This is a genomic window from Nitrospirillum pindoramense (assembly GCF_007827955.1).
In the GTDB taxonomy this organism is placed as follows: Bacteria; Pseudomonadota; Alphaproteobacteria; order Azospirillales; family Azospirillaceae; genus Nitrospirillum; species Nitrospirillum amazonense_B.
In genome coordinates this window covers 58,252-78,326 of the sequence record NZ_VITR01000017.1, presented here as the reverse complement: position 1 = coordinate 78,326, position 20,075 = coordinate 58,252, and the positions used below count along the sequence as shown (strand labels likewise).

Annotated in this window: 16 protein-coding genes; 4 read left to right on the top strand and 12 right to left on the bottom strand. The window is 67.8% G+C overall.

Annotated features, from left to right (window positions below):
• Positions 1–47: 47 nt before the first annotated feature.
• Genes FBZ90_RS23515 through FBZ90_RS23500 form a run of 4 tightly spaced genes read left to right on the top strand, consistent with a single transcriptional unit; the run spans position 48 to position 4,962 of the window.
• Positions 48–626 carry an invasion associated locus B family protein gene (locus FBZ90_RS23515; RefSeq protein WP_246130771.1) on the top strand — a complete coding sequence of 193 codons (579 nt, stop codon included), beginning with the start codon at positions 48–50 and terminating at the stop codon, positions 624–626.
• 44 nt (positions 627–670) lie between these two features.
• On the top strand, positions 671–2,920 hold the full coding sequence (locus FBZ90_RS23510) for a tetratricopeptide repeat-containing sulfotransferase family protein (RefSeq protein ID WP_145735430.1): 2,250 nt from the start codon (positions 671–673) through the stop codon (positions 2,918–2,920).
• Between the two features lie 14 nt (positions 2,921–2,934).
• Positions 2,935–4,098 carry a glycosyltransferase family 9 protein gene (locus FBZ90_RS23505; protein ID WP_186456007.1) on the top strand — a complete coding sequence of 388 codons (1,164 nt, stop codon included), beginning with the start codon at positions 2,935–2,937 and terminating at the stop codon, positions 4,096–4,098.
• 6 nt (positions 4,099–4,104) lie between these two features.
• Positions 4,105–4,962, top strand: coding sequence for an alpha/beta hydrolase family protein (locus FBZ90_RS23500; protein ID WP_211102276.1), 858 nt, complete (start codon positions 4,105–4,107; stop codon positions 4,960–4,962).
• A 2-nt stretch (positions 4,963–4,964) separates the two neighbouring features.
• On the opposite strand, the gene FBZ90_RS23495 is transcribed toward FBZ90_RS23500, so the two are convergent.
• The 12 genes from FBZ90_RS23495 to phnE form a co-directional block, all read right to left on the bottom strand.
• Entirely contained in the window at positions 4,965–7,052 is a 2,088-nt protein-coding gene (locus tag FBZ90_RS23495) for a glycoside hydrolase family 31 protein (RefSeq protein ID WP_211102275.1), read from the bottom strand.
• A 125-nt stretch (positions 7,053–7,177) separates the two neighbouring features.
• Positions 7,178–8,404: an AGE family epimerase/isomerase gene (locus tag FBZ90_RS23490; protein ID WP_211102273.1), complete on the bottom strand. Its 1,227-nt coding sequence runs from the start codon at positions 8,402–8,404 to the stop codon at positions 7,178–7,180.
• Positions 8,405–8,643: 239 nt separating this feature from the next.
• Positions 8,644–11,838, bottom strand: a complete 3,195-nt coding sequence (locus tag FBZ90_RS23485) for an efflux RND transporter permease subunit (RefSeq protein ID WP_145735428.1) — start codon at positions 11,836–11,838, stop codon at positions 8,644–8,646.
• A gap of 64 nt (positions 11,839–11,902) precedes the next feature.
• Positions 11,903–13,108: an efflux RND transporter periplasmic adaptor subunit gene (locus tag FBZ90_RS23480; RefSeq protein ID WP_145735427.1), complete on the bottom strand. Its 1,206-nt coding sequence runs from the start codon at positions 13,106–13,108 to the stop codon at positions 11,903–11,905.
• A gap of 64 nt (positions 13,109–13,172) precedes the next feature.
• On the bottom strand, positions 13,173–13,946 hold the full coding sequence (locus FBZ90_RS23475) for an alpha/beta hydrolase (RefSeq protein ID WP_246130769.1): 774 nt from the start codon (positions 13,944–13,946) through the stop codon (positions 13,173–13,175).
• A gap of 272 nt (positions 13,947–14,218) precedes the next feature.
• Positions 14,219–14,464 (bottom strand): hypothetical protein, encoded by a 246-nt coding sequence (locus FBZ90_RS23470; protein ID WP_145735425.1) that lies wholly within the window; start codon positions 14,462–14,464, stop codon positions 14,219–14,221.
• 460 nt (positions 14,465–14,924) lie between these two features.
• Positions 14,925–15,353, bottom strand: a complete 429-nt coding sequence (locus tag FBZ90_RS23465) for a hypothetical protein (protein ID WP_145735424.1) — start codon at positions 15,351–15,353, stop codon at positions 14,925–14,927.
• Between the two features lie 11 nt (positions 15,354–15,364).
• A complete protein-coding gene (locus FBZ90_RS23460; RefSeq protein WP_211102271.1) occupies positions 15,365–15,781 on the bottom strand; it encodes a C40 family peptidase in 417 nt (138 codons plus the stop codon).
• Positions 15,782–15,887: 106 nt separating this feature from the next.
• Complete coding sequence (locus FBZ90_RS23455; protein WP_145735422.1) at positions 15,888–16,880, bottom strand: LysR family transcriptional regulator; 993 nt, start codon at positions 16,878–16,880, stop codon at positions 15,888–15,890.
• A gap of 83 nt (positions 16,881–16,963) precedes the next feature.
• Positions 16,964–18,460: a 5-methyltetrahydropteroyltriglutamate--homocysteine methyltransferase gene (locus tag FBZ90_RS23450; RefSeq protein ID WP_145735421.1), complete on the bottom strand. Its 1,497-nt coding sequence runs from the start codon at positions 18,458–18,460 to the stop codon at positions 16,964–16,966.
• Between the two features lie 15 nt (positions 18,461–18,475).
• Positions 18,476–19,255: a phosphonate ABC transporter ATP-binding protein gene (gene phnC / locus FBZ90_RS23445; RefSeq protein ID WP_145735420.1), complete on the bottom strand. Its 780-nt coding sequence runs from the start codon at positions 19,253–19,255 to the stop codon at positions 18,476–18,478.
• Positions 19,255–20,070, bottom strand: coding sequence for a phosphonate ABC transporter, permease protein PhnE (gene phnE / locus FBZ90_RS23440; protein WP_145735419.1), 816 nt, complete (start codon positions 20,068–20,070; stop codon positions 19,255–19,257). The genes phnC and phnE overlap by 1 nt, the downstream gene beginning before the upstream one ends.
• Positions 20,071–20,075: the final 5 nt, after the last annotated feature.

Genomic DNA, 20,075 nt, shown 5'->3' with positions numbered 1-20,075 from the left:
TTCTATAAGCGGATGTACCGCATACTTGCAGGGGCCGGAGTACCGAGATGAGCATGATGGCGAGGGCAGTGGCGGCTGTCGTGGCGGCCGGCACCGTGATGGCGCACATGGTGGTCGCCGCAGCGGCGGCTGAACCGGTCAAGGCGCCTTCCGCGGGCACCCCCGCCGCCAAGGGGCCGGAGGTCAAGCAGGCGCCGGGGCCGCTATGGTCCAAGAGCTGCGCCAAGACCGATGCCGGGGCCGAGATCTGCTACGTCGAGCAGTTCGCCATCGTCACCCCGCAGAATGTCATGATGCTGCATGTTCAGATCGGCTACCTGGGGCCGGAAGGCAAGCCGCGCCTGATCCTGACCACGCCGCTGGGCGTGTTGCTGCAACCAGGCATCACCCTGACCGTCGACCAGGACAAGCCGCTGGCCCTGCCCTTCGACGCCTGCCAGCAGGGCGGTTGCGTCGCCGCGGCGGACCTTGAAGACGGCAAGGTTCTGGACCACTTCACCGGCGGTAAGGTTCTTGCCGTCCGCTACATCAATGGCGACAAGGCCGCCATGGACATCCCGGTGCAGTTGAATGGCCTGGCGGCGGCGTTGAAGGCCCTGCCGGTGCCGCCCAAACGCACGCCCTGAACCAATACCCGCCCCGACCCCTTCCTGACGAAGCGCGCGAAGCCATGAGCACCCAACCGCAGAACACCATGACCGTTGAGCAGGCGCTGGGCCAGGCCCATGCCCATTGGAACGCCGGCCAGGCCGACCAGGCCGAACGGTTGTGCCAACACGTGCTGGCGCTTTGGCCCGGGCAGTCGGACGCCTTGCACCTGATGGGTCTGATGGCGCACGCCTACGGTAATCTGGACCTGGCCATCGACCACCTGCGGCGCGCCTGCCAGGCGCCCCGCGTCCCCGCGGTCTATCTCAGCAACCTAGGTGAGATGCTGCGGCAGCGCGGTCTGCTGGCGGAGGCCGAGGTCGCCGCCCGCCGTGCCGTCACGATGGACAACACCCTGGTGGCGGGTTGGAACAACCTGGGCATCATCCTGCAGGAGGCGGGCAAGCTGGATGACAGCCTGTCGTGCCTGGAGCGGGTGGTCGCGCTGCAGCCCAACTATGCCGAGGCCCACAACAACCTGGGCAACACGCTGAAGCGCATGGGCCGGCTGGACCAGGCCCGCCAGCGCTATGAATACGCCCTGAACCTGGCGCCCGCCTATGCCGAGGCGCAAAGCAACCTGGCCAATCTGCTGAACGATCTGGGCCGCCCGGACGAGGCGCTGGCCGCCGCGCGCAAGGCCATCGACCTGAACCCGCGCCTGTCGGACGCCTACATCAACGCGGCGGCGGTGGAATTGGGCCGCAACCGGAATGAGGAGGCGCTGCGCTGGATCGACGCGCTGCTGAGCTACGCCCCCCTGCATGCCGGCGCCCTGACCGTGCGCGCCACGGCCCTGCGCCACCTGGAGCGACTGGAGGAAGCACTGGGCGATGCCCGCCGCGCCGTTTCCATCCAGGCCGAGAATGGCGAGGCGCAGAACGTCTTGGGTGAGGTGCTGCAGGCTGTCGGCCTTCATGAAGAGGCGCTGGCCGCCTTCGACAAGGCGTCGAAGACGCTGGGCTTCGCCCCGGAGAAGGCCCTGATCAACCGGGGCGTCGTGTTGATGGAGCGCGGCGACAAGGGTGAGGCCAAGGTCGCCTTCGAACAGGTGCTGGCGCAGTATCCGCGCTCTGCCTCCGCCTGGTTCAACCTGTCCGACCTGCACCGCTTCCAGGCGGGCGATCCCGCCGTCACCCGGATGGAATCCCTGCTGTACGGGCCCGACCCCCTGCAGTCGCAGACGGACCGCACCGCCCTGAACTTCGCCCTGGGCAAGGCCTGGATGGACATCGGCGACGCCGATCGGGCCTTCGGCTACCTGAACGAGGGCAATCGCCAGAAGCGCGCCACCTTCAGCTATGATTCCGCTGCGACCGAACGCTGGATGGCCGACATCGCCGCCGCCTTCCCGGCCGGCATCTTCGGGAAGGCCAAGGCCACCTTGGCGGGCAGCGACCAGGCGGTGTTCGTGCTGGGCATGCCCCGGTCGGGCACCACCCTGATCGAACAGATCCTGGCCAGCCACCCGCAGGTGGCCGCCGCCGGTGAACTCTCGACCTTCAACGCCCTGGTGAATCAGCTGGGGCCCTATCCGCAGACCGCTCCCCACCTGACGCCGGAAATCTGTGGCGGCTTGGGTCAGCGCTACCTGGACTTCGTGCGTCCGCTGGCCGGCAGCCGCCGCAAGGTCGTGGACAAGATGCCATCCAACTTCCTGTTCGCCGGCCTGATCAACCTGGCGCTGCCGGACGCCCGCATCATCCATGTGCGCCGCGATCCGGTGGACACCTGCCTGTCCTGCTACACCAAGCTGTTCACCCGCGAACAGCTGTTCACCTACGATCTGGCGGAACTGGGTCAGTTCTATCGGGCCTACGAACGGCTGATGGACCATTGGCGTGCCGTGCTGCCGGCCGACCGCTTCATCGAGGTGCAGTATGAGGATGTGGTGGACGACCTGGAAGGCCAGGCTCGCCGCCTGATCGAGTTCTGCGGCCTGGCCTGGGACCCCGCCTGCCTGGACTTCCACAAGACCCAGCGTACCATCCGCACCGCCAGCCTGAACCAGGTGCGCCAGCCCATCTTCCGCAGCAGCGTCGGCCGCTGGCGTCCCTTCGCCGCCCAGCTCACGCCGCTGTTGGCCGCTTTGGGCATCGACCCCAACGCGCCGGACGCGCCCGCCCCGACGGTGGCGGAGCCGGCCAAGAAGCCGGCCGCCCGGAAGGCCACGCCCAAGGCCGCCGTCAAGGCGGCCGCGCCTGAGCCTGCGGCTGAGTCGGTGGAGGCGGCCAAGCCGGCCGGCCGCCGTCGCAAGCCGGCCGCCACCTGACGGGGCCCGCCGCCATGGACATGAAGGAACTGGAGCAGCAGGTCCGTCCCATGCTGATCGCGGGGCGGGGTGTCGAGGTCGAGGCCATGATCCGGCCCCTGCTGGCCAGCGGCACCGGCCCGGTGACGCTTTGGGCCTTGTTGGCCCAGGCCCTGCGCGTGCAGGGGCGGGTGCTTGAGGCCAAGCCCATCCAGGAAATGCTGGTGGAGGCCCTGCCAGGGCACCTGTCCACCCGCTTCGACCTGGCGGAAACCTTGCTGCTGCTGGGGGAGTTCGACCGCGGATGGCGCGAATACGCCTACCGCTACAGCCTGGCCCACACCACCCGCATTGAACGCAAGGTTCAGCGTCCGCGCTGGGACGGCCGGCCCATCCCGGGCAAGACGCTGCTCATCCATGATGAGCAGGGCTACGGCGATACCTTCCAGTTCATGCGCATGGTCGCCTGGGCCAAGGAGAAGAGCCAGGCCAACGTCATCCTGGAAATCAATCATGAGACGGCCAGTCTGGCCCGGCGGATGAAGGGCTTCGATGCCCTGACCCTGCGTGGTGAGCTGCCGCCATACTTCGATGTCCATGCGGAAATGATGAGCCTGCCCATGATCATGGGCCTGCAGCTCAGCCAGTTGCCGGGCGAGCCCATGCCCTACCTGTCGGCGCTGCCCGACCGGCGGGAGCATTGGCGCAAGCGCCTGGCGCCGTACAAGGGCCTGAAGGTCGCCTTCCTCTGGGCCGGCCGCCCCACCCATTTCAACGACGCCAACCGCTCCATGGAACTGGAGATGCTGGCGCCGCTGGCCCAGGACGGTATCACCCTGTTCTCGGTGCAAAAGGGTCCGAAGGAAGAGCAGGCGTTGAACCCGCCCGCCGCCATGGCCAAGCACGTCGTCAGCCTCAGTCCCGAGATCCGTGATTTCGAGGACACGGCCGCCATCCTGACGGAGGTCGACCTGCTGGTCTCCATTGACAGCTCGCCGGTGCATTTGGCTGGCGCGCTGGGCCGCCCGGCCTGGGTCATGCTGCCCCTGCTGCCGGATTGGCGCTGGCTGCAGAACCGCGACGACACGCCCTGGTATCCCTCCGTCCGGCTGTTCCGGCAGACGGAATGGGGCCAGTGGGGACCAGTGATCGGCCGCGTGGCCCAGGCGCTGGCGGAACTCAAGGCGAAGAAGGTCTAAGGCGCCATGCGGCTGCGGGTCCTGGCGGCGCTGGTGCTGGCGGGCGGCCTGGCCGCCTGTTCCGGCATCCACGGCCGGCAGGAACGCGGGCCCGCGCTGGCCCAGGCCGGCGGCTGGCGCTGGGATTACCTGTCGGCGGGCAGCTTTGACCTGGCGACGGCGGTCAAACCCTACGTCCCCGGCTCCGGCGGCGACGTGCTGACCGTCTATATCGAGGGCGACGGCCTGGCCTATCTGACGCCGACCCAGCCGGCGCAGGACCCGACCCCCACCGATCCCTTGGCCCTGCGCTTGGCCATGGCCCATCCCGGCCCCGGCCCCGTGGCCTACCTGGCCCGCCCCTGCCAATATGGGATGGAAACCCGCCCGCGGAACTGCCAGGTGGGCTACTGGACCAAGGCGCGCCTGGCGCCCGAGGTGGTGGACAGCGCCGGCCTAGCGCTGGACCGGCTGAAGGCCGATGCCCGCGCGCGACGCCTGGTGTTGGTGGGCTATTCCGGCGGCGGCGGCCTGGCGGCGGTGTTGGCGGAGCGGCGCGCCGACGTGGCCGGCCTGGTCACCGTGTCCGGCAACCTGGACTTCGGCCTGTGGACCCGGACGCTGGACCTGACGCCGCTGTCGCAGTCGGTCGATCCGGTCACCGACGCCGCCAAGCTGGCGGGCAGGCCCCAGGTTCATTTCGTCGGCGCCGATGACAAGGTGGTGGACATCGCCATCGCCCAGTCCTTCGTGGCGCACCAGCCTGGCGCCCAGGCCAGCATCATCACCGTGCCCGGCCAGGACCACGGCTGCTGCTGGGCGGCATCCTGGCCCACCCTGGCCCGGCGGCCGGAGATGAAAGTCATCCCCGGCTGGCTGCCCTAAACTCAGCCCGCCGTCCAGTATCCCGTCACCACCGGCCGGCCGCCCAGGGCGCCGGTATGCTCGACCTCGGGGCCCAGGGGAATGCGGGTGCCGGCGCGGGCGAACACCGCCATCTCGTCGAGATCCAGGGTCAGGGTGTGGACACGCCCACCTTCCAGTACCGCGCCGTCCGGGAACTGGTGCCACTGTCCGGCCGGCAGATAGACGGTGACGGTGCCCGCTGGGTTCAGGCAGGGGGCCACCAGCAGGTCGGGGCCGCAGAAGAACTGGTCTTCGAAGGCCCAGGCGGCGCGATCGTCGGGGCAGGCCAGGGCCATGGCGCGCTGCACCGGCAGGCCGGTGGCGGCGGCGGTTTCCATCGCGGTATGCAGGTAGGGGATCAGGCGATAGCGCAGCTTCAGGGCGGCCAGGGTCGCGGCCTCCGCCTCCGGCCCATAGGACCAGGGCTCGCGCGGGCCGATGCCGTGCAGACGCATGTGGGCGGAGAAGACGGCCGCCTGCGCCCACCGGACATACAGGATGGGATCGCGCTGGTCGCGGTAGAAGCCGCCGACATCGGTGGCGTAATAAGGCGCGCCACTCAGGCCCCAGGACAGGCCACCGCGCAGGTTGCCGGCCATGCCCTCCCAATCCGCCTGCGGATCGCCGCCCCACTGGGCGGGGTAGCGCTGCGCCCCGATCCAGCTGGCGCGGGAGAACAGGAAGGGCCCGCTGGCGCAGTAGGTCTGGGCCGCCTCATAGACACAGCGGTTGTAAAGATGGGCGTAGACATTGTGCAGGGCGTGCCCGGTCTCGCCGTTGCTGGCCAGCATGTCGGGTTCCACCTGCTCGCCAAAGTCCGCCTTGATCATGTCGACGCCGGCCTCGAACAGCGGTTTGTGGCAGTCGCGCCAATAGGCGTAGGCGTCGGGGTGGGTGAAGTCGATCAGGCCGCTATCGGGCAGGGGGGTCAGGACGGGCCCGAAGGGTTCCAGGTCCCATTGATAGCGATAGGCCTCGCCCGTGCGCCGGTCCTTGAGCAGCCAGCCCTTGGCCGCCAGCTCATCGAATAGGGGGTTGTTGACTGACACCAGCGGGTATTCCCAGGCGCAGATCTTGAAGTCCATGGCCTTCAGCGTCGCCAGCGTGGCGGCGGGGTCGCGGAAGCGCTTGGGATCCCATTCAAAGGCGAAACGGGTGTCGGTGTCCTGCCAGGCGCGGCCGTCGAAGGTGATGGTGTCGCAAGGCATGCCCTTGGCCCGCACCTCCGTCGCCACGGCGATGACTTCCTCAGGTGTGCGGTAATAGGCCTTGGACAGGATGACACCCAGGCTCCACAACGGTGGCACCGGTGCCCGGCCGGTCAGGCCGGTGTATTGTTCCAGCAAGGCGGCACCGTCGGCGCCTGTGAACAGGAACAGGTCCAGGTGGTCATCTTCCACCACCAGGCCGTAGGCGCGTTGTGACCAGGGGGCGTAGCCCACGCCATGGGTCACAGGGGCCGGCGTGTGGGCCAGTAGGCCCCAGCCCTCCGGCGACCAGGCGAAGGGTGTGTTCTTATAGGACCACTGCCCATTGACACCCAGCGCGTCCTCATTGCGCGACCGCAGCAGTTGCCCCCGATGGTCCAGCTGGCCCCACTTCTCCCCCAGGCCGTAGACCGGCTCGCCCGACTTCAGGTCCAGGCTGACGAACCAGGCGCCGTCCAATTTGGCGAAGGGCGGCAGGCGGAAGCGGCGGACGAAATGCCCATCGGTGGGGGAGGATTGCACCACCCGGCCATCGGCGCGGGTGAGGGTGAAGGACAGGGGCGCATGATCCAGCGTCAGGGTCAGGCCGCCGGCCGTGACCACGGTGCGGCCCTCCTCGGCCGCCAGGGTCGGCGCCAGGGCCTCCGGCTCCTCCGCCAGCAGGCCATAGCCGCCGATGGCGCGCTCCCCCGTCCGCAGGCGAACGCCGAAGGCGTGCAGCGTCAGCCACAGCGGGCCGGCATCGGTCTCCAGCAGGACGGTGGTGCCGGCCAGGCGGGCCTTGGCTGTCACGGTGACGGCGGGAATGCGGCCCCAGTTGGGGGACGCGGACGCGCCGACCATATCCTGCACCACGCTCATGCTCCGTTCCTCGACAGCCATCGGACCCAGCATAAGCCCATACCCCAATCGGCCCCGGCCCCGCCAGGGTTTCCCCGCAGGGCCGGAACGCGCGGAACGGCTGTTCTGACGTCAGAACAAGGGCTTCAGCCGGGATGACCGATGGTGGCGAGAGCCCGGTCCAGTTCCTGGATGGCGCAGACGATGTGGTAGAAGCTGCTGGCCGGCGCCGCCTCCTCGACGAAGGTGCCGTCCGGGTTCAGGCGGTCGCGCCACAGGCCCTTCACCGGGGTGTCGAAGTATTTCATCAGGCCGCGCCCGCCGTTGGCGGCCATGGTCCAGTAGCTGTCGCTGCGGTCGGCGTCGTCGCGGGTGGCCAGGGCCGCCAGCACGGCGGCCTTGATGCGCTCCGTCTGCGGCCACAGGCGGGCGACGGGGTCGTGCGGGGTCAGGTCGTCCAGCAGGGCGTTCATGGCCACCCCGCGCGCCGGGTCCACGCCGGGCCCCTCACCGATGGCGATCATGCGCCAGGCGGCGTCCGCCGCCGCCTTGCTGCCGCTCAGGGCGGACCAGCGCAGCATCAGCCAGGACCATTCGAACTGGTGCCCCGGCTCGACGATGCGGCCGGGCGTGCCGGCCTGGGGCCGCCAGTCACCGTCGAAGAACTCCTTCAGCCCGCCCATGTCGTCGTCGATGAAGCGGGTGAGCGCCAGGCCCACGATCTCCTCGGCCAGGTCGCGCCAGCCGACGTCGCCGCCCTGCTCCATCCAGGCCAGGCAGGCCTCCAGCATGTGCATGTGCGGGTTGGACAGCAGGGGCAGGGTGCGGGGATGGCTCTCCTCGAAGCCGCCCTGGGCGTGGTGCAGGGTGTCCAGGAGGCGCTGGCGCAAGGCCACGGCCATTTCCTCCGCACGGCGGTTCTCCGGCGTGGCGCTCTGCGCGGCGGCGAGCGCGAACAGGGCGAAGGCCTGGTCGTACAGCACCACGGTGTCGTCCAGGGCGGTGCCGTCCGGTGCCACCTTGGTGCGGAACAGGCCGTCGGGCCGGCGGTAATGGTTCAGGAAAAAGGTCAGGCCATGCTCCGCCGCCTCGCGCACCGGGCCGTTCCAGCCGGACCGGGCGGCGACGGAATAGGAATAGACCTGGCGGGCCTGCACCCGCGCCCGGCGGGCGTCGTTGGTGGGCTTGCCGTCCAGCCCCAGTTTCTCATGGAAGCCGCCGTGCATCCGGTCCGCCCCCACCTCCCACCACAGGGGATAGGCATGCTCCACCAGCCAGGCCTTCAGTTGGCCGCGAACGGCGGCGGCGTCCGCCACCGCGCCGGTGGGGGTGGAGTTGGGGGTGGTGGAGGATGGCACAGCCGCCTGCATCATGGGTCACCGTCCGGTCGGGCATCTCGGGAAAGGGTGCCGAGACGATAGAAGGCGGGTTCCTGGCAGGCCAGGGGTAAGGCGGTAATAATTCGGTGACTGGTAGCAACGGATTTGAAGGTGGAGTACTCGACATCCATACCAGGTCGGTGCCTTCAGAAAAACGGCCCGGGCTCCTTTACGGAACCCGGGCCGCATCGTAACCACCGCCTGTAGGGGGGAGAGGAAGGCGGCGGGTGCGATTACTCGGCGGCGTGCTGCGCCGCGTGGGTGCCGAGAGCGGGCTGGTTCAGCTTCTCATGCGTGATCAGCTTGCCGCCCGCCAGCTTGCGCAGCAGGACGTAGAACACCGGCGTCAGGCCCAGGCCGAAGACGGTCACGCCCAGCATGCCGAAGAACACGGCGACACCCATGGCGTGGCGCATTTCGGCGCCAGGCCCCGTCGACATCACCAGGGGAACCACACCCATGATGAAGGCGATGGAGGTCATCAGGATGGGGCGCAGCCGCAGGCGGCTGGCCTCAATCGCGGCCTGGACGGGGGTCTTGCCGTGAATTTCCAGCTCACGGGCGAACTCCACGATCAGGATGGCGTTCTTGGCTGATAGGCCCACCAGCACCATGAAGCCGATCTGGGTGAAGATGTTGTTGTCCCCGCCCGTCAGCCACAGGCCGGCCAGGGCCGACATCAGGCTCATGGGCACGATCAGCAGGATGGCCAGCGGCAGGGTCAGGCTTTCGTACTGCGCGGCCAGCACCAGGAAGACCAGCAGCACGCTGATGGGGAAGACCCACAGGGCGGAGTTGCCGGCCAGGATCTGCTGGTAGGTCAGGTCCGTCCATTCCAGCTTGATGCCCCGGGGCAGAACCTCATGCGCGATCCGCTCCGCCGCCGCCTGGGCCTGGTTGGTGGAATAGCCGGGCGCCGGGCCGCTGTTGATGTCGGCGGCGGTGTAGCCGTTGTAGCGCACCACCATTTCCGGGCCATAGGTCGGGCTGACACTGACCAGCGACGACAGCGGCACCATCATGCCCTGGGCGTTGCGGGTCTTCAGCAGGCCGATGTCCTCGGCATGGGCGCGGAACGGGGCGTCCGCCTGCACCCGAACCTGGTAGACGCGGCCGAAGCTGTTGAAGTCGTTGACATACAGCGAGCCTAAGTAAATCTGCATGGTGTCGAAGACGTCATTGACCGACACGCCCAGCTGCTTGGCCTTCACCCGGTCCAGATCCACGTTCAGCTGCGGCACGTTGATCTGGTAGCTGGAGAAGGTCGGCCCCAGCTCCGGCGTCTTCATGGCCTTGGCGATGAAGTCGTTGGACGCCTTGGCCATGGCCTCGTACCCCAGGGCGCCGGTATCCTCCAGCTGCAGCTTGAAGCCGCCCAGGGTGCCCAGGCCCATGACGGGCGGGGGCGGGAAGACGGCGATGTAGGCGTCCTTGATGCCGGCATACTGCTGGCGCAGGTTGGCGGCGATCTGGGCGGCCGAGATATGGCCCGGCCGGTTGTCGTAATGGTCCAGCGGGACGAAGACGATGCCGGCGCTGGAGCTGTTGGTGAAGCCGTTGACCGACAGGCCGGGGAAGGCGACGGCGTTGGTCACGCCCGGCTGCTTCAGGGCGATCTCCGACATCTTGCGGATAACCTCCTCCGTCCGGTCCAGCGAGGCGCCGTTGGGCAGCTGGGCGAAGGTCACCAAATATTCCTTGTCCTGGGCGGGCACGAAGCCGCCGGGCACGGTGTTTCCCAGGAAGATGGTGAACGCCAGCAGGCCGAGGTAAAGGCCGACCATGATTCCCTTGTGGCGGATGACGCCGCCCACACTGTTGCCATAGGCCTGGGAACCCCGGTGGAACACCGCGTTGAAGCCGCGGAAGAAGGGGCCCAGCACGGTGTTCATGCCGCGCGTCAGCCAATCCTGGCCATCATGGTGACCCTTCAGCAGCAGGGCCGCCAGGGCGGGGGACAGGGTCAGCGAATTGAAGGCGGAGATGACGGTGGAGATCGCGATGGTCATCGCGAACTGCTTGTAGAACTGCCCCGTGAGGCCGGTCATGGCCGCCAGCGGCACGAACACGGCCACCAGGGTCAGGGCGATGGCGATGATGGGGCCGCTGACCTCACGCATGGCTTGGTAGGTGGCCTCCTTCGGCGACAGCCCGGCCTCGATGTTGCGCTCGACGTTCTCCACCACGACGATGGCGTCGTCGACCACGATGCCGATGGCCAGCACCATGCCGAACAGCGACAGCGCGTTGATGGAATAGCCGAAGGCCAGCAGCAGGGCGAAGGTGCCGACAATGGACACGGGCACCGCCAGCAGGGGGATGATGGACGCCCGCCAGGTCTGCAGGAAGACGATGACCACGATCACCACCAGGGTGATGGCTTCCAGCAGGGTGTGGATCACGGCGTTGATGCTGGCGCGGACGAACTGCGTCGGGTCATAGACGATGCGGTATTCCACGCCCGGCGGCATGTCGGCCGCCAGTTCCGTCATGGTCTGGCGCACCTGGTCGGAAATGGCCAGCGAGTTGGCGCCCGGCGACTGGTTGATGGCCATGGCCACGGCCGGCTTGTTGTCCAGCAGGGCGCGCAGGCCGTACTCCGACGCCGCCAACTCGATGCGGGCCACGTCGCGCAGATAGGTGACACCGCCGTCGGCCGTGGTCTGCAGGATGATGTCGCCGAACTCGGCTTCCGTCCGCAGACGGCCGCGGGCATTGACCGACAGCTGCAGCGGCACGCCCTTCACCGACGGGGAAGAGCCGATGACACCGGCCGCCACCTGGACGTTCTGGTCACGGATGGCCGCCACCACGTCCTCGGCCGTCAGGTTGTGCTGGGCCACCTTCTGCGGGTCCAGCCAGACGCGCATGGAATAGTCGCCCGAGCCCCAAACCTGCACCTGGCCCACGCCCTGGATGCGTTCCAGCCGGTCCTTCACGTTCAGGACGGCATAGTTGCGCAGATAGGTCATGTCATAGCGGTCATTGGGCGAGATCAGGTGCACCACCATGGTCAGGGTGGGGGAGCTCTTGATCGTCGTCACGCCCAGGCGCTGCACGTCTTCCGGCAGGCGGGGCAGCGCCTGCGAGACGCGGTTCTGCACCATCTGCTGGGCCAGGTCGGGGTTGGTGCCCAGCTTGAAGGTCACCGTCACCGCCAGGTTGCCGTCGCTGTTGGCCTGCGACTGCATGTACAGCATGTTCTCGACGCCGTTGATCTGCTCTTCCAGCGGCGCCGCGACGGTCTCGGCGATGACCTTGGGGTTGGCGCCCGGATATTGGGCATGCACCACCACGGTGGCCGGCACCACCTCGGGATATTCCGAGATGGGCAGTTGGAACACGGATATCAGGCCGGCCACGAAGATGGCCACCGACAGCACGCCGGCGAAGATCGGCCGGTCGATGAAGAAGCGTGAGATGTTCATGGCAGGTCTCTAGGGAAACGGGTGGGCGCCGGTGGCGACATGGGCCTTAGCCTCAGAGGGGGCCTCATAGGGCGGCGCCAGCGTGCCGGGTCTCGGGGAGGGCGGTCTCACCCGCCATGGCGACGTTCTTGGGCTTCACGGTGTCGCCGGGGCGGGCGAACTGCACGCCGTTGACGACGATGCGCTCGCCGGCCTTCAAGCCCTTGGTGATGACGCGCAGGCCGTCCTGCATGCCGCCCAGGGCGACCTCGCGGTAGGCGACCTTGTTGTCGTCGCCCACCACCAGCACGTACTTCTTGTCCTGGTCGGTGCCGATGGCGCGGTCGTCCACCAGCAGGGCGTCGTGCGGGCTGCTGCCGCCCACCTTGATGCGGGCGTACAGGCCGGGCACCAACATGCCGTCCGGGTTGTCGAACTTGGCGCGCACGCGGATGGTGCCGGACACCGTGTCCAGGTGGTTGTCCACATGCTCCACCACGCCGGTGCGGGAATAGCCGTCCTCGGTGGCGAGGCCCAGCTGCACCGGGGCGTTGCCGTCCTTCACGCTGGCGATGTGGCGCAGGTAGGTCTGCTCATCCACGTCGAAGGAGGCATAGATGGGGGAGACGGAGACCAGCGTGGTCAGCGGCACCGACGCGGCGCCGGCCGCCACGATGTTGCCCACGGTGATTTCCGCCCGGCTGACGCGGCCGTCCACCGGCGCCACCACGCGGGTGTAGCTCAGGTTCAGGCGCGCCACCTCCAGCGCCGCCTCGGCCGCCTTGACGTCGGCGGCGGCGGTGCGGGCGGTGTTCTCCCGGTCATCAAGGTCGCGCTGGGGAATGGCGTTGCTGCTGATCAGCTTGCGGGCGCGTTCCAGGTCGGTGGTGGCAAAGCGCAGGCGTGACTGGGCGGACGACAGCGCCGCCTCCGCCTGGTCCACCGCCGCCTGGAAGGGGCGGGGGTCGATGGTGAACAGCAGGTCGCCCTTTTTCACCAGGGCGCCGTTCTTGAAGTTGACGGCCACGATGGGGCCGGAGATCTGCGGACGGATGTCCACATGCTCCACGGCTTCCAGCCGGCCGGAATAGCTCTGCCAGTCGACGACGGTGCGGTTCAGCACGGGGGCGACCTCCACCTCCGCCAGCGGGGCGGCGGCGGCGGCCGGGGCGGACGCCTGGGCATCACCATGCCCGTGGGCGAAAAAGCCGCCGATGGCGGCCAGGGCGACGCCGGAGGCCAGCGCCAGCACCAGCTTGGTTCGTGCGGGTTTCGTGCGGGGGGTGGTCATGGGATGTACTCCTTGAAAAAATCCTGGCCGGCAAAAGCCTTGGCCCAAAAGCCCTGGTGTGGCGTCACAGGCGACGCCCGAGGAAATTGGCGATGGCCGCCAGGGCCGTGGGATCGGCGGCCAGGTCGGCATGGGAAACACGGGGAAAACGGGTCACTTCGGTGGAAACGCCGGCCGCGATCAGCTGGCCCGCGTACTTCTCGGCCTCGACATGCAGCACGTCGTTCTGGGCGGTGACGATCAGGGCTGGGGGCAGGCCCGCCAGCCGCCGGGATTCCAGGGGCGCCGCATAGGGGTGCAGGCGCTGCGCCGCCTCCGGCAGGTAGGCGCGGTAACATTTGGCGCAGTCGGCGACGGTGATGTCCGAGCCCAGCGCCGTCTCATCCCCCACCCGGGTCAGGCTGGGGTCCAGCATGGGTCCGACCAGAACCTGGGCCTTCAGCGGCACGTCGCCCTGGTCGCGGGCGATGAAGGTGAGCGAGGCGACGATGTGGCCGCCGGCGTCATAGCCCGCGACGCCTAGGCGATTGGCGGCCCCGCCGAAATCCTTGGCATGCTCGGTGGCCCACAGCGCGGCGCGATAGGCGTCGCCGGGGGCCGCGGGAAAGGGGTGGGCGGGGGCCAGCGAATACCCGACGGAGATGACGAAGGCGGGGGTATGGGTGGCGATGAAGCGGGCCGCCGGGTCTGCATCGTCCAACCCGCCCTTGGTGAAGCCGCCGCCGTGGAAAACCAGCACGACGGGCAGTGACGGCCGCAGCGTCTTGCGCGCCACGGCCGGACGGTACAGGCGCAAGGTCACATCCTGGGCGTAGCCCGGGATGCGCGTCTCGCACACCGTCACCTCATCCGGCCCAGCGGCAAGCCCACGGGCCGTTTTTTCACACAGATTATGGCGCAATGGCCTGGACATTTCACACGGACGCCGAAGCGCCCCTCCTGGTTTTGACAGGGTGGACTGTATGCCGGTGCTTGCGCCGAATAAATCAGCGCTTCATGGCAACACAATTCGTATCGGGCGAACAATCCCGGGGGCCGGGGATGCGGAGACGCGCCATGGCCTGCCTGCCATGGCGACGTTCCGGGATGGGGGGCCTGAGCAGGCTGCGGTCAGAAGCCCCGCACCATGACCTTGATGAAGGGCAGCAGGTCGCACAGCGCCAGGCCGGCGAACAGCGACAGACCCATGCCCAGGGTCGCAAGGACCGTCAGGGTGACGCGGGTATCTGACGTCAACAGGCGGGTGGGGGTGGGCTTGTCGCCCGCCAGGGGCCGGGCAACAGGGGTGCCCATGGGATGGCCCAAGGGGTGGACGAGCGTCAGGGGGTTCCGGGCGTCAGCAATCGGGGTAGCCATCGAACGAACTCCTTACGGGCGGGCGACGCCAGGCATAAGCCGGGATGGGCGGCGGTCGCGTCCCGTTTCCCGCCGTCAAATCGGCGTGGAGGCGGGCGGCGGTATCGCCGCGTTCCCGGCAACAGGCTGCCGGCGTCAGGCACGGGGCGGCGGGGCCGGTGGTGATGGACACCGGGACACGCCAGGGACAACGCGTCGACGCCCTTCCCAGTGGAAAGGACGATCAGGCCGCGAGACAGGGTTGAGGCCCCGAGTGGGGCGTTTCACGAAAGGGTGGACCCCGAACGGGGTTCCGGACTGGGGCCGCTGGCCAGCGCATCTTCGGCACCGCAGCGACCGTTTCATCATAGCGAACGGCGCCCTAGGCGGAATACGCGATAATGCGAATACTCTGTTTAGGAAAAACCGCATAATCGCGGCATTGGGCCGTCTATCGTCGATGGATAGCGAGCTGGCGGACCTACTTCAGCACAAGGATCGCGCCAGCTTCATAAAACAGATACGCCTTCTGCGGATCAACAAAGGCGAAGGCACCGACGTTGCTGCCGTCACAACGGACCCAGCCATAAGTGACCTGCGTCCCTGAGAACGACGGCCATGTCCAGTTGGCGCCAAAATGCTGATTGAGATCCGCGATTGGCCTGGATTTGATGTCGTCATAGCTCAAGGCGCGTGTGCAGTCCTCAGCCAGGGGATCCGTCAGCGCGTCGGCCTTCATGACAATCTGCAAACCGATCGTGGACGATAGCGACGCGCGATCTATCGAGGTTGCCCCCTCGATTGCGGTGACTGTCCATGTCTTTTGCCAAAACGGCGGCCCGGATTGGGCGTCGGGTGAAGAGCCCAGCACCATGGGTAGAGCAACAGCCAGTGCGTGGATCGGTTTCATGGAAGGCAACCTTAACTGATAGCCTTCAACAACCTGATGAAGAAATGTGGCTTCTTTGACCAGAAAAAGTCATTGAGCGACACGAGTGCCACGCCAGTCGATGATTGGGAACCAATCCAGTGCGTGGTGTCATAGACTATACCGACATGATCGTGCGGTACATCCGGCCCCTGGGGGAAGCAAATGAGATCGCCAATTTCCGGATTTCCCTTTACGGCCGTGAAACTAGGGCTGCTGAAAATGCTTGCAGCCGTCATGAAGGTGAAGCCTCTTGACGGATACGCCTGCTGCAGCACATAGATTGTAAACCAAGAGCAATCAAATCCGTTCGTTGTGTGGCCGCCCCAGGTGTATGGCTTCCCCTTGGCTTGGTTCCAGACGCTTTTAGCCGCGCCTACGATCTTGGTGTCGCCGGGCCCAATGGCCAAGGTGGTAACCGTGCACAATCCCCATGCTGACGTCCTCTTGGATATTAGAGTAGGTCGGGGCAGCTAATCGACAACCATCACTCAAAAGGTGTATCTCAAGAGGAAGTTACGCGCAAATAAGGCACTTCTCCTCTTCCTCCACGTTGGCGGGCACGGGTGCGGGGGGCTTGTCGGGGCAATGGCTGGTGGCCTGGCCGTTGAACAGGGGGCAGGCGTCGAACAGGTCGGCCACCCAATCCACGAACACCCGCACCTTGGGCGACAGGTGGCGGTTGTGGGGATAGACGGCGGAGATGGGCATGGGCTCCGGCTTCCAGCGCGGCAGCAGTTCCACCAGCTGTCCGGACAGCAGGTGGGGCTTGGCCATGAAGTAGGGCGGCTGGATGATGCCCAGGCCTTCCAGCCCGCAGGTCAGGTAGGCGTCGGAATCGTTGACGGCCACGGGGCCGGCGGTCTTCACCTCCTGCACCTCGCCATTCACGATGAAGGACAGGTCCAGGACCTTGCCGGTGCGGCTGTGGAAATAGTTCACGGCCTGGTGGCGTTCCAAATCCTCCAGCGTTTCCGGCATGCCGTGGGCGGCGATATAGGCCGGGCTGGCGCAGGTGACGCCCTGGAACACCCCCACGCGGCGGGCGATCAGGCTGCTGTCCTGCAAATGCCCGACGCGCACCACGCAGTCCACGCCGTCCTGCACCAGGTCGACCGGCCGGTCACCCATGCCGATCATCAGGTCGATGTCAGGATATTGGCGGCGGAACTCATGGATGCGGGGGATGACCAGCAGCCGGCCGATGGCGCCCGGCATGTCCACGCGCAGCTTGCCGCGCGGGTTCTTTTTCATGTTGGCGAACGAGGACTCCGCCTCGTCGATGTCGGACAGGATGCGGACGGCGCGTTCATAATAGGCGGCGCCATCCGGCGTCAGGCTCAGGCGTCGGGTCGTCCGTTGCAGCAGGCGCACGCCCAGGAAGCCTTCCAGGTTCTGGATGATGGTGGTGACGGACGCGCGGGGCAGGCCCAGCGTATCCGCTGCCTTGGAAAAACTGTTCACCTCCACGATGCGGGTGAACACCTGCATCGCCTGCAACTTGTCCATGGAACTCACCGGATTTCACACGATCCGGATCAATGTAGGGAATTGGCGGTCCAGGTTCCAGGTCGCGGTTGTGGGCTACACCATCAGCGGAACCGGTCCGCCGCCCGCGCGATGGCCGCCAGCTTGTCCTGGGCCGTGCCGCCGGCGCAGATGGGGTTGTCGGCGAAGGTTGCGAAACCGCAATCGGGGTGTAGCAGCACCCGCTCCCGCCCGAACAGGTCGATGGCCTGCGCGATGCGGGCCGCCACCGCGTCCGTCTCCTCCACCGCGGCATGCTTTTGGTTGACCACGCCCACGCCCAGCCGCGCATCGTCCGGCAGTGCGCGCAGCACCTCCATCTCGCCGGCACGCGGTGTGCACATTTCCAACAGATAGGCGCCGACCCTCACCTGGGACAGCGTGGTGACCAGGGGGGCGTAGCTGCCGGACAGGGCCACGCTCTCATCTGGCGTCCAGTTGCCCCGGCAGACATGCAGGGCGGTGCGTTCACGGGGAAAGCCCGCCAGCGCGGCGTTCAGCAGGTCACGGGCGAAGCCCAGTTCATGGTCGGGGCCCAAGGACTCCGACAGGGCGCCACACATGAAACTGCGCTTGTTCTTGGCCCCGGCGAAGACCACCTCCGACAGCACGGGCTCATCGAATTGGATCAGCGCCGCCCCGGCGTCCAGCAGGTCGGCCAGCTCTTCCCGCAGCACCCGCACGATGTCCTGGGCCAGGGCCTCCCGGCTGTCATAGGCCTGGTCGGAAATGCATTCCATCCACATAGTGCGGGTGAGCAGATAGGGCCCTGGCAGGGCCACCTTCACCGGCTTTTCCGTGACCGTCCGGGCGAAATCCACCTCATGCGCCACCAGGGGCCGCGACCGGACCAGGGGGCCGAAGACGGCGGGGTGGCGTACCTCGCCGGCCGGAATGTCCAGCGCCCGCAATTCCGCCGCGAACTCCTCGGGATCGTCCACCAGGGGCAGCAGGTCCGTCAGGGGAATGAGCTGGCAGTTATCCAGCCGGCTGGCGACGAAGCTGGCATAGCTGTCGCGTCGCTGTTCCCCATCCGTCACGACATCCACGCCGGCCCGCTCCTGTGCCGCGACGGCCAGGCGGACGGCGTCGTCTGCCGTTTCATGGAAAGCCTGTTCCGCCAGGCGACCCTCCACATGGGCGTGCATGGCCTCCACCATCCAGCGTGGGCGTGGCCACGAGCCGATGCCCATCACTGCCAGCGGCGGTATGGCCGGGGCGGGGACTGGTTGCCGCCTGGCGGGAAGGGTGGGCGCGGCCTGGGTGGGTGCGGGCGCCGTCTGGGGCGCGGCGGCCCGCTCCGCCAGGGTGCCCTTGCATACCAGGAAACTGCGTTGGCGCCCGACCTTGGTCCAGGATACCAGTTCATTGCGGGTCAGGCGGCACCAGGCCGGCAGATCCTCGTCAACCGACACTTCCGAGGACAGGATTTCCAGCAGGCCGCCGCGCGGCAGCGGGTCGATGTGCCGGCGGATCAGCAAGAGCAGGCCGTTGCCGCAGTCCAGGTCGCCCCCGTCGAAGGAAACATCGGGCGTGTGAGTGTGGTGGGCGATGGGGTCCATGGGGAATCCCTCCAATCAGGGCGTGCTGTACAGCCGGGCGGCCGCGGCGGTATCGAATGACGCGGCCGGCAGATCCACCACCACCCGCCCGTCGGCCAGGCCGACGATGCGATCCGCGGCGGCGCGAGCCAGATCCACCTGGTGCAGGCTGCACACCACGCCCACACCATCGGTGCGGGCAATGCCGCGCAGCAGGTCCAGCACCCCCGCCGCCGTGGCCGGGTCCAGGCTGGCGACCGGTTCGTCGGCCAGGATCAGGCGGGGACGCTGGGCCAGGGCGCGGGCGATGGCCACCCGTTGCTGCTGGCCCCCGGACAGGCTGTCGGCGCGCTGTCCCGCCTTGGCCAGCAGGCCGACACGGTCCAGGCATTCCAGGGCCAGCAGGCGGTCGGCCCGGCTGAACCGGCGCAACCAGCCGCGCCAGGCCGGCACATGGCCCAGGCGGCCCGCCAGCACATTGTCCAGGGCCGTCAGCCGGCCGACCAGGTTGAACTGTTGAAACACCAGGGCGATGCCCCGCGCCATGCGCCGCCGGTTCCCGCCGGTAGCCCGCGTCATGTCCTGGCCGTCCACCCGGACGCACCCCCTATCCGGTCGCGCCAGGCCGGCCAGGCAGCGGAACAGGGTCGTCTTACCGGCGCCGCTGGGGCCCAGCACGGCCACCAGTTCGCCAGCGTGGATCTGGAAACGGACATCGGCCAGGGCCGCGTGCCCGTGAAAGGCCATGCCGATGCCCTCCGCGCGCATCAGAGGCTCCCCCTGATCCATACCGTTGGCGGGAAGGGGGGCGTCCATCAGGCCAGCCTCCGCCGCAGCCAGCCGGAAAACTGGTCCAGGGCCGTCACCACCACCAGGATCACGGCGATGATGGTGACCAGACGCGGGAAATCCAGCAGATCCATGCTGTTCTTCAATTCCTGGCCTATGCCGCCGGCGCCGACCACGCCCAGGACGGTGGAGGCGCGGACATTGAACTCCCACCAGAACAAGGTGGTGGACAGCATGACGGGGGCCACGTCCGGCATCAGGGCATAGAGGATGGCGGTCAGACGCCCGGCGCCGGTGGCCCGCACGGCCTCGAACGGTCCCAGATGGGCGCTTTCCAGATAATCCGCGAACTGCTTGGCGGCGCTGCCCCAGGTGTGCAGGGCGATGCCCAGCACGCCGGCGAAGGGGCCGAGACCGACGGCCGCCACGAACAGCAGGGCGAAGACAAAGCTGTCGATGCCGCGCAGGGCGTTCAGGAACCAGCGCGCCGGATGGTACAGCGCCGGCCACGGCGTGATGGTACGGCAGGCCAGGATGGCCATGGGCAGGGCCAGCAGCACCGCCAGCGTGGTGCCGATGGCCGCCATGGCCACGGTTTCCGCGGTGCGCCGCGCGAACAGGGGCAGTTCATGCAGGTCCGGCGGCCAGGCGGTCGCCAGCCAGCGGCCCAGCTTGGGCAAGCCCACCGCCAGCTTATGCAGGTCGATGCCCGCCAGTCGCCAGGAGACGGCGTAGAAGGCCAGAAGCGTGGCGCAGATCAGCCACAGGCGCAGGCGGCGGCCCGTGAAGCCCCGGTCCGCCGCCTCCATGCGCCGCAACGCCTGTTCCGCGCCACTGGTCATCCGTT

Excerpts from the sequence above, each read along its gene's own strand:
- FBZ90_RS23515 (WP_246130771.1), top strand. The coding sequence starts at position 48 with ATGAGCATGATGGCGAGGGCAGTGGCGGCTGTCGTGGCGGCCGGCACC.
- FBZ90_RS23510 (WP_145735430.1), top strand. The coding sequence starts at position 671 with ATGAGCACCCAACCGCAGAACACCATGACCGTTGAGCAGGCGCTGGGC.
- FBZ90_RS23505 (WP_186456007.1), top strand. The coding sequence starts at position 2,935 with ATGGACATGAAGGAACTGGAGCAGCAGGTCCGTCCCATGCTGATCGCG.
- FBZ90_RS23500 (WP_211102276.1), top strand. The coding sequence starts at position 4,105 with ATGCGGCTGCGGGTCCTGGCGGCGCTGGTGCTGGCGGGCGGCCTGGCC.
- FBZ90_RS23495 (WP_211102275.1), bottom strand. The coding sequence starts at position 7,052 with ATGAGCGTGGTGCAGGATATGGTCGGCGCGTCCGCGTCCCCCAACTGG.
- FBZ90_RS23490 (WP_211102273.1), bottom strand. The coding sequence starts at position 8,404 with ATGATGCAGGCGGCTGTGCCATCCTCCACCACCCCCAACTCCACCCCC.
- FBZ90_RS23485 (WP_145735428.1), bottom strand. The coding sequence starts at position 11,838 with ATGAACATCTCACGCTTCTTCATCGACCGGCCGATCTTCGCCGGCGTG.
- FBZ90_RS23480 (WP_145735427.1), bottom strand. The coding sequence starts at position 13,108 with ATGACCACCCCCCGCACGAAACCCGCACGAACCAAGCTGGTGCTGGCG.
- FBZ90_RS23470 (WP_145735425.1), bottom strand. The coding sequence starts at position 14,464 with ATGGCTACCCCGATTGCTGACGCCCGGAACCCCCTGACGCTCGTCCAC.
- FBZ90_RS23465 (WP_145735424.1), bottom strand. The coding sequence starts at position 15,353 with ATGAAACCGATCCACGCACTGGCTGTTGCTCTACCCATGGTGCTGGGC.
- FBZ90_RS23455 (WP_145735422.1), bottom strand. The coding sequence starts at position 16,880 with ATGGACAAGTTGCAGGCGATGCAGGTGTTCACCCGCATCGTGGAGGTG.
- FBZ90_RS23450 (WP_145735421.1), bottom strand. The coding sequence starts at position 18,460 with ATGGACCCCATCGCCCACCACACTCACACGCCCGATGTTTCCTTCGAC.
- phnC (WP_145735420.1), bottom strand. The coding sequence starts at position 19,255 with ATGGACGCCCCCCTTCCCGCCAACGGTATGGATCAGGGGGAGCCTCTG.
- phnE (WP_145735419.1), bottom strand. The coding sequence starts at position 20,070 with ATGACCAGTGGCGCGGAACAGGCGTTGCGGCGCATGGAGGCGGCGGAC.